Genomic DNA, 14,773 nt, shown 5'->3' with positions numbered 1-14,773 from the left:
GTATTTTGTGCGTTCCTCCGTAATCCCCACAAATACAAGGCTGTCCCCATGTCCCGATTCGCTGCGCCCATTGCCGAACAGATCTGGGACATGAAATACCGGCTCAAGGCTCAGGACGGCTCGGCGGTTGACGGAACGGTCGAAGACACATGGCGCCGGATCGCCCGCGCGATGGCCGCCGTGGAAAAGGACTCCGCCCATTGGGAGGCCAAGTTCTATGCCGCGCTGGAGGATTTCAAATACCTGCCCGCTGGGCGCATCACCGCGGGCGCGGGCACCGGGCGCTCGGTGACCTTGTTCAACTGCTTTGTCATGGGCACCATTCCCGACAATATGGGCGGCATCTTCGACGGGCTGAAAGAGGCCGCGCTGACCATGCAGCAGGGTGGCGGCATCGGTTATGACTTCAGCACCATCCGCCCCCGCGGCGCCGAGGTGAAGGGCGTCGCCGCCGATGCCTCGGGCCCCTTGTCCTTCATGGATGTCTGGGATGCCATGTGCCGCACCATCATGTCGGCAGGCTCCCGCCGCGGCGCGATGATGGCCACCATGCGCTGTGACCACCCCGACATCGAACAGTTCATCGAGGCCAAGAAAGACCCCGCCCGTCTGCGGATGTTCAACCTGTCGGTGCTGGTGACAGACCCGTTCATGGCGGCGGTAAAGGCGGATGGCCCGTGGGAACTGGTGTTTGAAAACAAGGTCTACAAGACCGTTCAGGCGCGCGATCTGTGGAACAAGATCATGCGCAACACCTTCGATTTCGCCGAACCGGGGGTGATTTTCATCGACCGTATCAACGCGATGAACAACCTGAGCTACTGCGAAACCATCGCGGCCACCAACCCCTGCGGAGAACAGCCGCTGCCGCCCTATGGCGCCTGTCTGCTGGGCAGCATCAACATGGCGGCGCTGATCCGGAACCCATTCGCTGATGACGCCGCGCTTGACCTCGAGGCGCTGGACGATCTGGTGCGCACCGCCGTGCGGATGATGGACAATGTGGTCGACGCCAGCCGCTTCCCGCTGCCGCAGCAAGAGGCAGAGGCACAGGCGAAGCGCCGGATCGGGCTCGGGGTGACGGGCCTTGCCGACGCCCTGCTGATGATCGGCGCGCGCTATGGCAGCGAAGAGGCCGCCGCGCTGACCGAGACATGGATGCACGCCATCGCCCGCGCCTCCTATCTCGCCTCTGTCGATCTGGCGCGCGAAAAGGGGGCTTTCCCCCTGTTTGATGCCGAGAAATACCTCGCCTCCGGCTCGCTCGCCCATATGGATGCCGATGTGAAAGACGCCATCCGCCAGCACGGCATCCGCAATGCCCTGCTGACCTCGATTGCCCCCACCGGGACCATCAGCCTTTACGCAGGCAATGTCTCGTCGGGGATCGAACCGGTCTTTGCCTATGCTTACACCCGCAAAGTGCTGCAAAAGGACGGCTCGCGCACCGAGGAAGAGGTGGTGGATTACGCCGTGCGCCTGTGGCGCGAGAAGATGGGCGATGCACCGCTGCCCGATCACTTCGTGAACGCCCAGACCCTGCCGCCGCTCGATCATGTCCGGATGCAGGCCGCCGCACAGAAATGGGTCGATTCCAGCATTTCCAAAACCATCAACTGCCCCGAAGACATCAGCTTCGAGGATTTCAAAGAGGTCTACATGGCGGCGTGGGATCAGGGGTGCAAAGGCTGCACCACCTACCGTCCCAATGATGTGACCGGATCGGTGCTGTCCGTGTCGGAAGCCACCGACAAGACCCCGTCAGAGGCCCCCGCAAGCGCCCAGCAGGATGGCGAGGTGATTTACCTGTCCGAACCGCTGGACCGCCCTGCGGCGCTCGAGGGGGCGACCTACAAGCTGAAATGGCCCGGATCGGAACACGCGCTTTACATCACGGTGAATGACATCATCATCTCGGGCCACCGTCGTCCGTTCGAGGTGTTCATCAACTCCAAGAACATGGAGCATTTCGCCTGGACGGTGGCGCTGACCCGGATGATCTCGGCCGTGTTTCGCCGGGGTGGGGACATCTCTTTCGTGGTCGAAGAGCTCAAGGCCGTGTTCGATCCTCGCGGCGGGGCCTGGATGGAGGGGAAATACATTCCCTCGATCCTTGCTGCCATCGGCGGTGTGATCGAGCGCCACCTGATCGAGATCGGCTTCATCGAGGGCGAAGGCATGGGCCTGAAGACCGACCCGCAAGCCGAAGTCGTCGCCATCGGCGCCCCCCGCGGCAAAACCTGCTCCAGCTGCGGCGGCTTCGACATGCGCATGGTCGAAGGCTGCATGACCTGCGCCAGCTGTGGCTACTCCAAGTGCGGTTAAGGCGTTAGGTGTGGTTGTTGTGTTGTAGAACCAACCATAAGAGAGCCACTTTGACGGTTTTGTTCGCCACTCGCCAAGGATAACTTTGCTACGATTGGCTAAGCCATTGAAATCGCTAGATGCCCAAAGTGCCGTCCCGAGAGGGGCGGCACCTTTGTTTTGGGCCGCATCCAAGGACCCTTGGCTTGACGAGCGCAGGGTTTAGCAGCGTATTCCAGACCATGACACCGACGGACTACCCCACCCAACGCCTCGCCGCCTGAGAGGAGGACTCAGAAGGCATCTCGCCACAGCCACCGAAACAGACTGCCAAAACACTGATCGGGCCCTGGGCAGATCCTGCAACCGACTGCGCAGCGCCGTGTCGGGCGCAGGCTGCGACTTGTGGCGCATCATCTTGCGATCCGCCCCGCCATAGCGCGGTGATTTCCCTTCCACTTGTAGACCGTCGCATCGCTGACGCCGTGCTTGCGGCGCGGCTCGGGCACGGAAGCTCCGGCCTTGTGCTCCTTTAGAATGTCGATGATCTGGTCCTCGTGGGATCGAACACCCTCTGGTCCGCCAGGCTAAGGCTCCTTGGCGAAGACCGTGCTGATGGCGCGGATGCCTGATGCGCGGAGCGGGCCTTTCTTGCAGGACGCCAGCACGCCGTTTCTTTGGCAAAACTCGAGGATCGCGCGCACGGTGGCGGGGGTCAGGTAGCCGTTGACGGGCGTCTTGTAGCCTTCGTTTTCCAGCCTTTTCTGCAAGGTGTAGATCAGCACATTTGCATTTGCGCCGCGAAGGGTAGAGAGGAGACGCGCGAACTGGGCGCCCGGAAGCTCGGCCCCTTGAACCGCAACCTCCCGCCATGCGCGCTCGCTTCTGGCATTGGCGCCGCGCAAGATGAGATACTCCAGCATGACGTCATCCGTCGCCATCTCGTCCGGCAAGCTGCGCAGGAAGGCTTCGGACAGGCGCGCGGCGTCGGTAACATTGGCCAGACGTAGCACCCTGAGATGCAAGAGGGCTGCTGTGCTGCTCCCTTCTCTGGCCGTACGGTCCAGCACCGACAGCAAGGTCGAGACATCGGTGGCACCCCGGACGGTCGGATCGGTAAAGGCCGAGGCAAGCAAAACTGCCGACTCTGCGTCCATCTGACCGGCATCCGACGGCAACAGAGAAAGCCCTAAGCCCGGGTCAGACAGAAGACCGATCTGCCCGCGCAGATGCCAGAGGGCAAGCTGGGTTCGCGCGGCACCGTCGCCCGCTTTTGCCGCAGTTTCCAGCGCCTGAACGGCAATGTCATAATGTCCGCGGCGCTGCGCGCTTATAGCGAGTTTGCGGCGCTCTGCGGCAGGCATTTCCGCATCCTGCGCCACGGCCGCCACTGCATTTTTCAGGGCATCATCGGCCTCGGGATCGAGGGCGAATGTGTTCCTTGCATAGAGCGAATGCAGCATATCGGCGGCATCCGTGCTGCCCTGTGACTGGTGACGCATCAATCCTCGCAGAACCGATATCCCCGTGACGGTGACAGAACCGCCATCCCTGAGCTTGCGGGCGGTCGCGAGGGTGGCGCGAAGATCGGCCTCGTTCTCAAGCCAGACGGCCGCCCTTGCGCCATCCGACGCAGGTCCAAACGCGCCGTCAAGATCGCCGCGCAGCAAGGCATCCTCGGCACCGGCGATCTGGGCCGCTGCCGCAAGCAGAAAGACCTGCCGCGCTTCGGGGCCGCTCTCCAGCCGGTCGCGCAGCAGCCGGCCAAGGCGCATGAGCACTTCGGTGCGACCGGCATCAGCGGCAAATCTCCATGCCTCGGCCGCGCCTGCCGTATTATCAAGCGAAAGCCGGAGTGTCCCCAGTCTTACCGCCGCCCGGGCATCGCCCTCGTCCATCAGCCGGGCATACAAGGCGTCGGCTTCGGCCGCGTCCACCTCGGTGCCAAAGCCCGCCGCATAGGCATCGGCCAGCGCCAGCCTTGCCGAACGCGAACCATCGGCTGCGGCGATTTGGTAATACTCGACGGATTTGGCCGGATCATGCGAGTCTGATCCGGCATCCTTGTAGATCATCGCAAGCCTTTCGGCTGCGCCCCTTTCCCCCGCCTCAAGAGCGCGCTCGAAATATGAAATGGCCCTTGCATGGTCGGGAAGGGTGCCGATGCCAAGCCGGTAAGTCTCTCCCGCAAGGAAAGCGGCTCTTGGATATCCGGCATCCGCAAGCGCCTGAAGTTCGGCGATCTCGGCTGCGTCCACGCCATCCGAGGCGGCGAATTTGCGCTGAATCTCGGAAAGCCGCTGCGCAACCGCCTTGGGGGTTTCGAGGGCCTCGATTGCCCGAGCGCTTCCGCTGTCCGTCTGGGCGCAAACTGCCGGAACCAAAGCGAGCCAGACCGCAATGGCGGCGACGATTCTGGACGATGACCACCTTTTACGCATTTTGCTCTCCGCCCCGTGCGCGAGCCAGAGAGACCGGCCAGCCGAAGGTAGAATTTGAGTATTTGCCCAGCAGGCAGGCCGTGCAACGAAAATCTGCCCTGTGCGCGCGTCTCGCTCAGGCTTGGCCTACAGGACAGACCGCACGAGATCGCGCACATTGCTGACATAGCGTTCGGCCGAAAACTCCGGCGCTTTTGCCAAGGCGGCAGCCGAATAGGCTTCGGCATTCTCCCAAGCCTTTGTCACGCATTTGACCCATGCCGAAACGGTGTTTTCAGGCACCAGCTGCCCCGAGCGATCATGATCGACATAATCATCGCAGGATGCGCCAGCCGTCACGACGACGGGCTTTCCGATCCGGATGGCACTGACAACATCCATGTGACCGTGAGAGATCGGGCTTTGCACCAGCGGGACAAGAACGATGCGGCTATGGGAAAGAATGGTCCCGTATTCCCGCCTTGGCACCATTTCGCGGCGCGCATCGATCCCCGGGAAATGCGTTTCGGGCAGCCGGTCGGAAATGGCGATACATGGCAGCCCGGTTTCGACCACAGCCTGCAAGGCCGGTTCGAAATCGCGCATCTTCCGCCCGCCGACAAAAATGTAACCCTCGTCATTTCCACGGGCCGCTTTCGCAAGGCCGAGCGGAATGAATGCAAGCCGGTCACTTTGTATCTGATTGAATTCGGATCGGGAGTGAACCACCCACCGCTCGACCAATGCGTCATTCTCTTTGGACCAGATCTTGCGCCCCTTGTAAGTCACGATCAGCAGGCGCGTGCGGGGCAAAAGCCCGTTCCGCTTCCAGTCCAGAATGAGCTTGCAGGTTTCGAGATAGTCCGTCGCGCCGGGCGCGAGGGCGACAACAGGCGCTTGTGCCAGCCGCTCCACCGTCACGTCTTCGAAGGGCAAAATCGGGTCTTGCCAATACTTCAACCAATGGTGATGGGCCGCATCGGCCACCATGAGGCATGGTTCTTTGGCGGCGTCCATCACAGCTTTACGCTCGCCGTTACAAGAAGGTTTTGGGTCAGAAAGTCGCGATCGGTCAGATCAGGATAACGGCGGCGAATATCGTCCGTCAGTCTGGTGGAGCCGTTTTCGGGGCGCGCAAGGATTTCCTCGCTGCTCTGGATATCGAAGTATTTCGAGGTCAATGCCAGAAGGTCGTCCAGTTTTATCCGGTTCAGGCCACGGGCAATGTAATGGTCCGGTTCCGGCCTGTAGGCGATGTGGGCCCAGTCGGTGTATTTCATCTGCTCTGCATCGCCCGGAACGATGGCGGCCACAGTCTTTGGAGGAAGGTGATGCCCGTTCCACGTGTAAAAATTATGGTGGTTATACAGAATTATGCCGCCCGGCCTTAGGCGCAAAGCGATTTCGCGGAAGACATCCTCGATGTGGATCAGATGTTCGGTGACATTGTGCAGGGTCGCGACATCAAAAGCGCGGTCGGCCGGCAGCGTCTGGATCAGCTCCGGTGTCACGCGCCAAGGCTCGACCAGCGTCGCGATCTCGCGAGGGGACCACCCGAATGGCTCTTTGGTTTTGCGCGCCAGATTTTTGACGTGGTCTTTGTCCAGCTTAACAATCGGGTCCGCACCAAGGTAACTGTTTGCCCCGGCGGCCAGATAGCCCAGACCGTGCAGACCGGGGCCACAGCCGATATCCAGAATGTCCTTTCCACGCACAATGGCCTGAACCTTAGAGGGCCAGCCGATATAGCCGTAGTCGAAGGCTGCCTGAAGCAGCGCGGGGTGAAAGCTGCGTCCCCGCCAAGGTTTGCCTGCGTTGTTCGTCCAATAGGCCCGAAGCAGATGGGAATGGCTCCGCGACAGGCTGATTGCGCCGGGCTGCATGCCAGCGCTGGAATGGTGGAAATCGAACATATCGGCAAAGGTCGCGAAGTTCGGGTCCGCGAGGACACGTTTGTTCAACTGCTTCACAATGGAAGGCCAGACGGTCTGCGCCGCGGTGCTGGGTTCCATATTGGACAGCAATTCGTAAGCGCCCGTCCAATTGCTTTCACCTAGCAGTTTGGCAAGTTGAACGACTTGAAATGCCCTGTCGCTGCGCGTCGCGGTTTCCGGTGTTGCTGTCTTGGCAATCTCTTCAGCCTTGGCAAACTCCGGACCGGCATAGCAGGCCAATGTGTTGCAAGAGGCAGGGGCAGGCAAAGTGCTTTCAACCAATACGTTGCCAGCCACAAGTTTGCCCATCAGTTCCACGAGCGCCGGATAAGCAGGGTTCAGCGCATTCTTGAACAGGATAAGCGTGGCCGGCGTTGTCCAGCCCGCAATTGCCTTGAAAATCGTCAGTGCCAGTTCCGGAGTTTTTGGCGCATCGATCATGCAGCAATCGATGATCGGCCCCGGCCAGTTGAAGTCTTCGAAATCCATCTCATGAATGGTCGCCGAGCACCCCAGAGCGGCCAGATTTTCCGAGAACACCTCTTTGAACGAGGCACCTGCAACAAGAAGGTTTTCGATGCGCTTTGCGTGTTGAGCCGTCCAGATGAAATTGTCGACTACATGCACCGAACCGTGGCGCGCCAGACGCGCCGTCACGCCGCCCAGCCACGGTCCGAACTCCAAAATGACCGCGTTTGCTGGCAACAGATCAAGATGCCGTTCAATCACCGCCACATCACTCTTGCCGACCATCGAAGGTATGTCATCGACACGCAAAATGTTGAACGGCTTGCGGCTTTTTCCGTTTTGCGTCATTTTCCAACAAGGCTTCCGTAGGGTGTTTTGTTGGGCGACGGTATGCGAACTCCTTCGGCGGCACAAGTTCGCTCTCGGATACTGGAACTGTGTCTGGCAAGGCGCACGCGGCAGGCATTGGACGCCCTGCTGGAGTGGAACATCTCGGCGGACGAAAGCCCCGGCGACTGGGAAGTTCTGGCGCGCGCGTGCCTCCGTCAAGGCGATGCCGAAACAGCCGCCCTTGCCTGCACCATTCTGATGAAGGCAGAGCATCTGCATGGCGATCTGGCGATAACCCACGCAAACCGATTGGTGAAGCAGGGGATGGCGGGCGCGGCGATCCGGCTGCTTACGGCCCAGTTCGGGGATCGGCCGACCAACAATGCCGCCAAACAGGCGCTGGTCAGGGCATGGATCGAGGAGAACCCGCGTGTCGCGCTCGACCTCTTCGATGCTGCCGATGACGAGCCTGATCTGGCGCTTTTGCGGGTCGACACCCTGCGCGCGCTCGATCGTCTTGATGAAGCGTCGAGCCTGATCGAGAGGCTGGCAAACCGCTTTCCCGAAGACCTCAGGGTTTTGACACGTCAGGCGCGGATCGAAGAGCGGACCCGGAATTGGGCCAAGGCGATTGGGCATTGGACCCGTATCATGCAGGACCATCCGGGCCAAAGCACTCTGGCCCGAATGAAGGTGATGCAACTGCAAGCCAGATTCGAGCTGTTCGAAGACGCCGCCAGTTCTGCTGCCGGCCTTATGTGGCCGAAGACTGCGGATGAAAGCGTTGATCTGTTGACGCGTATCGAGGTCTTGCAAACGGCGCTGCAATCCCGGGCCGTCCGCGATTTGATCATCGCGGCAGCCGCGCCCGCCGAACGGGGCCGCCACACGCCCGAGACATGGGCGCAGATCATGACCATGCTGCTGGATTCCGGGCATATCGGGCTTGCAGCATGGCTGACCACACAAGGGCTGGTGTTCAACGCAGCCGCTATAGAGTTGATGCAGCAGGCAAGACCGCTTTTGGGCTTGTCCGATCTGGACCTGAGAAATCCGGCCAAAGCGGCCAGGATCACAAGTCCGCATGTTTTGCTGCCGGCCCTGTCCGATATGGCCCGCACACAGGACAACAAGGCAGCGGCGGATGGCAAGATACTGCTGGTAAATGCGACCCTTGCCGCCGGTGGGGCGGAACGCCAGTTCGTGCTGCTGGTGAAATCGCTCTTGGGGGCGGGTCTTGATCCCGATCGCCTGATCGTGGCGCTGTTCTCCTCAGCGGACGAACTCGGGCATGGGCATTTTCGGGTGGCGCTGGAGGATTTAGGGGTCACCATTGTCAACCTGCAAAGCCAGAACGCCTCTGCTCCGGATTTGCCCCCCGATTATCGCAGGCTTCTGGCGCTGATGCCGCGCAGGTTGCGTGCCGATCTGTTGCCGCTTCTCGGCCTTTGCCTGAAGGAGCGCCCATCGGTCATTCACGGCTGGCAGGACCGGTCGTCCATAGCCGCGGGGCTGGCCGGAATAATGGCGGGAACGCCAAGGATAATCCTGACCGCCCGCAATATGCAGCCCAATCGGCGCCTTTTGGCGGATGGGGAAAGTTACCGCGGCATTTACCGGATGCTGTGCAAGGCCGCGTCGGTCCAGATGGCGGCAAACTCTGAAGCCGGGGTGCGCGACTATCAGGCATGGCTTGACCTGCCAGAGGGCACGCTGAGCGTCCTGCACAATGCCATCGACACCAAGGCCTTTCCGCTGTTGCGAACCGAACCGGCGGGGCGCGGCGAAAGGCCGGTCCGGATCGTGGGCGTATTCCGTCTGGCCGCCAACAAGCGACCCGAGCTTTGGATGCGGACTGTTGCGCGCCTGCGCGCCCGTGGCAGGATAAAGGTGCAGCCAAAGATTGTCGGAAGCGGCCCGTTCCTGAGCGAGATCGAAGCGCTCAAAGGCGAACTCGGTCTTCATGATCTTGTCGTTGCCGGAAATCTCTCGTCTGCCGGGGCGATCTATGGGGATGCAGATATCTTGCTTCTGATGTCGCGGGTCGAAGGCACCCCCAACGTCGTCATAGAGGCGCAGTGCTGTGGTCTTGCCGTCGCGGCTTGCGATGTCGGAGGTGTGAAGGAAGCGCTTATGCCCGGTAACCTCATCTTGCCCGTCGATGCCGATCCGGAAACGGCGGCGACGCTGATCGAGGACTGGATTTCCGGTCTGGACTGGTCGCAGCAAGAGGCAAATGTTCTGGCTGTTCGCAACAAGTATGACGTGACCAAACTGGCAGACGAGACTTTGAAGCTCTACCGGATCGACCACGCGCAGGTTCTGGTTTGATGCCCGCTCCAGACCCTTCGCGTGTTGTCAGCCTGCTGTCGGAACCCGAAGACCGGATGACGGCAGTCATTTGCGATGATCTGATTTCGGCAGAGCCGGGGCTGTGCATCCTGCTTGAAGATGACGCGGCGAACGGCACGGAAGACCGGTTTTTTACCAGCCAGACAGCCTTTCTCAGCCGTGCCTTTGATCCGCCTGCCACGGGCCGCGTCCAGATTCTGTTGCGGCGCCAAGACGCTTTGATGCAAAAGGAGGAATGGGAGAGGGGCCTGCAATTGCTGGCGGCAGTTCTGCAGGCCTCGCCCGAAGTGCCCGTCGAATTGTTGGCCCTGACCGAACAGGCAGCGCAAACTTTTGCCACGCGTCTGCGCAGGCCAGTCGCTGTTCTCCCTTCGAAGGGCGCACCGGTTGCCGATGCGCGCAGAACGGTGCGTGTGAACGAAAGGGAAGGCACGATCTGCTCGGACACGGCGGCGATCGATATCGATGCGTGGAACTGGTCACGGCTGCGCAGGACGGTGCGGTTCGATCTTTCCTCTGTCCAGAGCGATGACCTTTACGATTGCTGCCAGCGGTGCAATGAAACCGGCGCCACCACGGGGGCCATCGGCGAGAATGCCTTTCTGATTGTCGTGCCAAACGGGGTCGGTCTGGGTCATCTGACCCGGATGCTTGCGATTGCCGACGAATTGTCGATGCAGGCCGGATCGCGCATCGAGTTCTGGTGCTATTCGCAAGGTGCCGCCATCATTCAGGCGGCGGGCTATTTCGTCCATGTACGTCATACCCCGAAACATCTGGGCTGTCGGGTCGAAGACTGGCACTGTTGGGAAGTGTCGGACCTTGTCCAGACCCTGCGCCGCCTGAAGCCGAAAGCAGTTGTCGTCGATGGCAGCATCATCGACATGACCCTGATCGAAGCCGTGCGTGATCCCTTGTGCGCTGCGCCGGATATCATGTGGGTGCGACGCGGCATGTGGAACCCGCTGGCAAATCCGCTGCCGCTTGGCGGCGCGCAATACGCCACCGCTGTCGTCGTGCCGGGGGATCTGGCACAGGAATGGGACACAGGGCCGACGGCGCAGGTCGACCCTAGGACGCAAGGCCTGTCGATAACCAGAACAACCCCGCCCATCACGTTTGCCATCGGCAATGAAGCCTTGGGCAAGGCAGAGGCGCGGCGGGCTTTGCGTCTTGGCCGGTTCAGCCGTCGAAAAACCTGTCTTGTCAGCTTGGGCGGCGATGCCTTTGATTTGCTGGGGGGGCTGCCGCGTCAGATCGCAGAGGCTGCGGCGCGTGCTAAGGTGCGGCTGATATGGGTCCGCTCGCCACTGGCCCGCGTGCCAAGTCCCCATCTCGTGCAGGATGACTTGCGCAGCATCTATCCCTTGGGCCGGTTTCTTCAGGCGTTTGATGGCGCGATCTCGGCGGTGGGTTACAACAGCTTTCACGAACTTGTCTTGCGCACCGAGTTTCCGCTTTTGTTTGTGCCGATGGCCCATCAAAGACTCGACAATCAAAGCGAAAGGGCAAGGTTCGCGTTTGAAAACGGCTGGGCAGACTGGCTTTCACCCGAGGCACGCTTGCAAACCAAACCGGTGCTGGACAGGTTTTTTGACGCGGTGAACGCGGGGGCGGTCTTTACGCACCGGCCACGGATCGAAAACGGGGCGGCCGAGGCGGCGCGGTTCCTTCTGTCACCGTCAGGCGGAGAGTGAGCGTGCAGAAACCGTTCTGGCCGGACCATTCCGAAGACGAGGGGCGCAAGGAGGCGCGGCTCGTCCAACACGAATTCCGCGCAATGCTCGACGAAATCCTCTCCGGCTTGGCGTTCGAGGCGAATGTTGCCTTTGGCAAAAGACCGCTCCGCACGCAGGTGCCGCCGCCCCCGATCCTTCGCGCCAATCCGCCCGCGGGGGTCGCCGCGCTGCCCCCGCCGCTTGGTCTGATCGCGCAAGATGTCAGACAGGCTGATCTGGTGACGGCGGCGATCCTGATCGGTGACGAGCCGCTTCAAGGTTGGGGGCGCAATTGCTCGACTTCATGACCGAGCATAATTTCCGTCCCTTTCTGCGCCCCGTGTTCCTTTGCGAAACGATGGTACCGATCCCGTTGCTTGCACGTTACGGGTTTTGCTGCCTGCCCCTGGCAGGGGGCGATCCGGTCGCGGTCGTGCAGTCGATAGCGCCGCGGTTTGGCATCGCACAACTGCGGGCCCTGTCGGACGGGCGGCTGATCTGGTCTCGCGGCACACCATAATTCATCGCGTTTAACCATCGTTTGGGCGCGGGTCGGTCGCATCTCTGCCCCATTTTCCGGTCACACAGACCAATGTCAGGGCATGACATCCGTCTGCTCTCGGGAAACTGCGTTTGGGATTGGTTAGGATGGAGACCGTCGAGAGGCTCACCTGGCTGAAATGAGGTAAACATGAAAGCAGTCGTTTTAGCTGCGGTCGCTGTGGCACAAGTCGCATTTGCGGGTCAGTCAGTTGCAGCAACATGCGCAGAAAGCAGTGTCGTTCAGGCGCGGCTTGGGTCCAAGTTCGGCGAGCGTCTTGCCTACACCGGCCAAGCCCGTGAAAACCACTCCGTATTGGTGTATGCGTCCGAGAAAACCGGGCGATGGACGATGTTGGTCGAAACGCCGAGCGGGCTTGCCTGTCTCGTTGCGACGGGAAGAGGCGAATCGTCTCTGAGCCAACGCATGGGCCAACAGTTTAACGTCGTGTTTCGCTGACCCAGTCGACAAGACAAACGGGCGGAACAGGCCGACGTCGCTCATGCCGCCGACCTGACCAAGGTTTATGCCTTGCCTGGCGGACCACCCGGAGGGCCGCCTGAAGGCGGACCACCACCGGGAGGACCACCACCGGGAGGACCGCCACCCGGAGGACCACCTGAGGGCGGCCCTGATGGGGGACCATCGGCAGGAGGGCCGCCGCCCGGAGGTGTATTAGACGGCGGGCCACCGCCCGGAGGCTCGGTTGTTCCAGGGCCGACACCGCCCCCTTCGTTGCCGGTGCCGTTCCCGCCGCCAAGACCGACACCCACGCCACAGTTGCCGCCGCCGTCATCATAACAGGCAGACGTCTTGACGAGCCACTGGTCGATATACTGCTCGCGCGTCGCGGGCGCCGCGCCGTCAAAGGCAGATGTGGCTATGCGGGATCTGGCTTCCAGAAAAACTGCCATATCGGCAGCACTTCCCGATGCAGCCAGAAATGCGGCCCAATGGCTATCGACCGCAAACCAGTCGGAACTCGGGGTGCGGGTATAGGATTCAATCACGGCTTCAGCCAGCGGCAGCCGCCTGTTTTCCATGGCGACGAAGGGCGGCAGTGGCGCAATCGTGGCGCTGACGTAAATGGCCTCGACCTCGCGGCGTGCGTTTGTCCAGCCGGTTTCTTCATGAGGAACTGGCGCAGGCACAGGCATGCCTGACGCCGCCGCGCGCGAGGCGATCAGCGATCCCATGACCAGTTTCTTGAAGAACATAAATTGTTTGAACTTCATTTCAGCACCATGATGCCCGCAACCGAAAACTCGTTGCTTGTGCTGAACGGAGCCGAGAAAACAATTTCATCCGTTGAAATGGCTGTTTCGAAATAATTTGCCACTTCGCCATTTGAAACATCAGAGCTTGCCCTGAAAGTTTTGCCGGCACTGTACAAATTGGAAAGCGACGTGCCGCCTTTTACCAGATTTGCCACGCGGCCTGCGTTTTCTTCGCCGGCGGGCAACAAAACCACACCGTCAATCAGGGAAAGCAAACGGCCTGTGTCGATCTCGACCGTGGGCAGGCCAGCAAACAACTCGCGTTTGTCGGCGTCTTCCAATCCTGTGCCGCCGGTCATGTTGCCAAGATTTCTGGTGCCCTCTGCCGAGACCAGAGAAACCACGCTCTCTTCGCTGACCACCACCCGCTTGAGCAGATCGCCCCTGCCGGAAAACACCGATGGCGCGACGGAGGTATTGAACATCCGCGCGGGAAGCTCTTCTTCTGCATTCACAATAACTTGCGCTTGCGAAGCACCTGAACGCCGCAAATCGACTTGGGCGACTTCTCCGTCGGAACCTGCTGTCGGCCTCGCGCCATAGCGCTGCGCTTCCGCCTCGAACAGGTCGCTCAGCCAGATGCCGGAAACATCGACATTGCGGTCAAACTTCACGACCAGGGTTTCGTCAAAGTCGATTTCGTCATTCTGGCCGCCGCCAAGAATACCAATGCCGTCAATCGGGTCCCAGTAAAGCGTGGCAGGGGCGGCCTCGCCAGACGCGGTCTGCCGGAAGGCAGAAAGCGTGACACCGCCGACAGTGCAGGTATGCTGCTCAAGGCAAACGCCAAAATCCGTAACACGGAAGTCGATCTGGTTTTCCAGATCGCGGTCGATTTTTGCAGGTATGGTTTGGGCATGCGCAGCACCTGCGCAAAGAACAAGCGACACAACAAACTGGTTAAAGAACAGAGAGGTGGCACGCACCATAGGCTCACAATCCTATCGACCAAACGACATATCTTTAGGATAGATGTCTATAAAACGGATGGGACAGTCCATCAAATTCAGAAAGTTACTGTGTTTTACAATTTAGGGTTGCGTATTGCGGCCACTTTGTCGCCTTTAGTTTGCCACAATTGAGATTGTTCCAACTTTGACGATAGTTGCAGACCTCGGGTCGTCTCGCGGCGGTGCCGAATCGGTGGCCCGCGGAGAGGAATTTCTCGTGCCAAATCGGCCCTTTCCCGGAAGGCTCCCCGGTGTGCGGTCCAGGGACCGTTTCGGGCCGGCGATTGGCGCGGCCCTTTCGGACGGGGAGAGGGACAGAGGCGGTGAAGATGCGCCTTCACCTGTCGACATCCACCGGTAATCCTCCCCATGGTTAAGGGGATGCGGAAGTAGAATTTTCTCGGCAGGATGAACGAGGAGATTCCGATGAAGAAGAGCCGTTTCACCGAAGCCCAGATCATGGGCGTGCTGCGCCAGGC

At 60.6% G+C, this 14,773-nt stretch carries 10 protein-coding genes and 1 pseudogene; 5 read left to right on the top strand and 6 right to left on the bottom strand.

Going from position 1 to position 14,773, the window contains the following annotated elements:
* Positions 1–48: 48 nt before the first annotated feature.
* A complete protein-coding gene (locus G3572_RS06595; protein WP_164610067.1) occupies positions 49–2,325 on the top strand; it encodes an adenosylcobalamin-dependent ribonucleoside-diphosphate reductase in 2,277 nt (758 codons plus the stop codon).
* A 413-nt stretch (positions 2,326–2,738) separates the two neighbouring features.
* Here the strand turns inward: G3572_RS06595 and G3572_RS06590 are convergent.
* The 4 genes and pseudogenes from G3572_RS06590 to G3572_RS06575 form a co-directional block, all read right to left on the bottom strand.
* Positions 2,739–2,852: pseudogene (locus G3572_RS06590) on the bottom strand (transposase); the annotation flags it as partial.
* Between the two features lie 39 nt (positions 2,853–2,891).
* Positions 2,892–4,745: a tetratricopeptide repeat protein gene (locus tag G3572_RS06585; protein WP_164610065.1), complete on the bottom strand. Its 1,854-nt coding sequence runs from the start codon at positions 4,743–4,745 to the stop codon at positions 2,892–2,894.
* A 126-nt stretch (positions 4,746–4,871) separates the two neighbouring features.
* Positions 4,872–5,714, bottom strand: a complete 843-nt coding sequence (locus tag G3572_RS06580; protein WP_164610063.1) for a glycosyltransferase — start codon at positions 5,712–5,714, stop codon at positions 4,872–4,874.
* 26 nt (positions 5,715–5,740) lie between these two features.
* A complete protein-coding gene (locus G3572_RS06575; protein ID WP_164610061.1) occupies positions 5,741–7,474 on the bottom strand; it encodes a class I SAM-dependent methyltransferase in 1,734 nt (577 codons plus the stop codon).
* Positions 7,475–7,516: 42 nt separating this feature from the next.
* Here G3572_RS06575 and G3572_RS06570 point away from each other — a divergent pair, with 42 nt between their 5' ends.
* The 4 genes from G3572_RS06570 (at position 7,517) to G3572_RS06555 (ending at position 12,526) form a co-directional block, all read left to right on the top strand.
* Positions 7,517–9,787 carry a glycosyltransferase gene (locus G3572_RS06570; RefSeq protein ID WP_205518632.1) on the top strand — a complete coding sequence of 757 codons (2,271 nt, stop codon included), beginning with the start codon at positions 7,517–7,519 and terminating at the stop codon, positions 9,785–9,787.
* The gene (locus G3572_RS06565) at positions 9,787–11,505 is read left to right on the top strand and encodes a hypothetical protein (protein WP_164610057.1); all 1,719 of its coding nucleotides are present in this window, start codon (positions 9,787–9,789) and stop codon (positions 11,503–11,505) included. The genes G3572_RS06570 and G3572_RS06565 overlap by 1 nt, the downstream gene beginning before the upstream one ends.
* A 2-nt stretch (positions 11,506–11,507) precedes the next feature.
* Positions 11,508–11,834: a hypothetical protein gene (locus G3572_RS06560; protein WP_164610055.1), complete on the top strand. Its 327-nt coding sequence runs from the start codon at positions 11,508–11,510 to the stop codon at positions 11,832–11,834.
* 383 nt (positions 11,835–12,217) lie between these two features.
* Positions 12,218–12,526 (top strand): hypothetical protein, encoded by a 309-nt coding sequence (locus G3572_RS06555; RefSeq protein WP_164610053.1) that lies wholly within the window; start codon positions 12,218–12,220, stop codon positions 12,524–12,526.
* 65 nt (positions 12,527–12,591) lie between these two features.
* On the opposite strand, the gene G3572_RS06550 is transcribed toward G3572_RS06555, so the two are convergent.
* Together G3572_RS06550 and G3572_RS06545 are read right to left on the bottom strand one after the other, a co-directional pair.
* Positions 12,592–13,302 carry a hypothetical protein gene (locus G3572_RS06550; protein ID WP_164610050.1) on the bottom strand — a complete coding sequence of 237 codons (711 nt, stop codon included), beginning with the start codon at positions 13,300–13,302 and terminating at the stop codon, positions 12,592–12,594.
* Positions 13,299–14,273 carry a hypothetical protein gene (locus tag G3572_RS06545; RefSeq protein WP_164610048.1) on the bottom strand — a complete coding sequence of 325 codons (975 nt, stop codon included), beginning with the start codon at positions 14,271–14,273 and terminating at the stop codon, positions 13,299–13,301. The genes G3572_RS06550 and G3572_RS06545 overlap by 4 nt, the downstream gene beginning before the upstream one ends.
* Positions 14,274–14,773: the final 500 nt, after the last annotated feature.

Source organism: Pseudotabrizicola algicola (assembly GCF_010915705.1).
Classification (GTDB): Bacteria; Pseudomonadota; Alphaproteobacteria; order Rhodobacterales; family Rhodobacteraceae; genus Pseudotabrizicola; species Pseudotabrizicola algicola.
This window is presented reverse-complemented; position numbering and strand designations above follow the sequence as displayed.

Excerpts from the sequence above, each read along its gene's own strand:
- G3572_RS06595 (WP_164610067.1), top strand. The coding sequence starts at position 49 with ATGTCCCGATTCGCTGCGCCCATTGCCGAACAGATCTGGGACATGAAA.
- G3572_RS06585 (WP_164610065.1), bottom strand. The coding sequence starts at position 4,745 with ATGCGTAAAAGGTGGTCATCGTCCAGAATCGTCGCCGCCATTGCGGTC.
- G3572_RS06580 (WP_164610063.1), bottom strand. The coding sequence starts at position 5,714 with ATGGTGGCCGATGCGGCCCATCACCATTGGTTGAAGTATTGGCAAGAC.
- G3572_RS06575 (WP_164610061.1), bottom strand. The coding sequence starts at position 7,474 with ATGACGCAAAACGGAAAAAGCCGCAAGCCGTTCAACATTTTGCGTGTC.
- G3572_RS06570 (WP_205518632.1), top strand. The coding sequence starts at position 7,517 with ATGCGAACTCCTTCGGCGGCACAAGTTCGCTCTCGGATACTGGAACTG.
- G3572_RS06565 (WP_164610057.1), top strand. The coding sequence starts at position 9,787 with ATGCCCGCTCCAGACCCTTCGCGTGTTGTCAGCCTGCTGTCGGAACCC.
- G3572_RS06555 (WP_164610053.1), top strand. The coding sequence starts at position 12,218 with ATGAAAGCAGTCGTTTTAGCTGCGGTCGCTGTGGCACAAGTCGCATTT.
- G3572_RS06550 (WP_164610050.1), bottom strand. The coding sequence starts at position 13,302 with ATGAAGTTCAAACAATTTATGTTCTTCAAGAAACTGGTCATGGGATCG.
- G3572_RS06545 (WP_164610048.1), bottom strand. The coding sequence starts at position 14,273 with ATGGTGCGTGCCACCTCTCTGTTCTTTAACCAGTTTGTTGTGTCGCTT.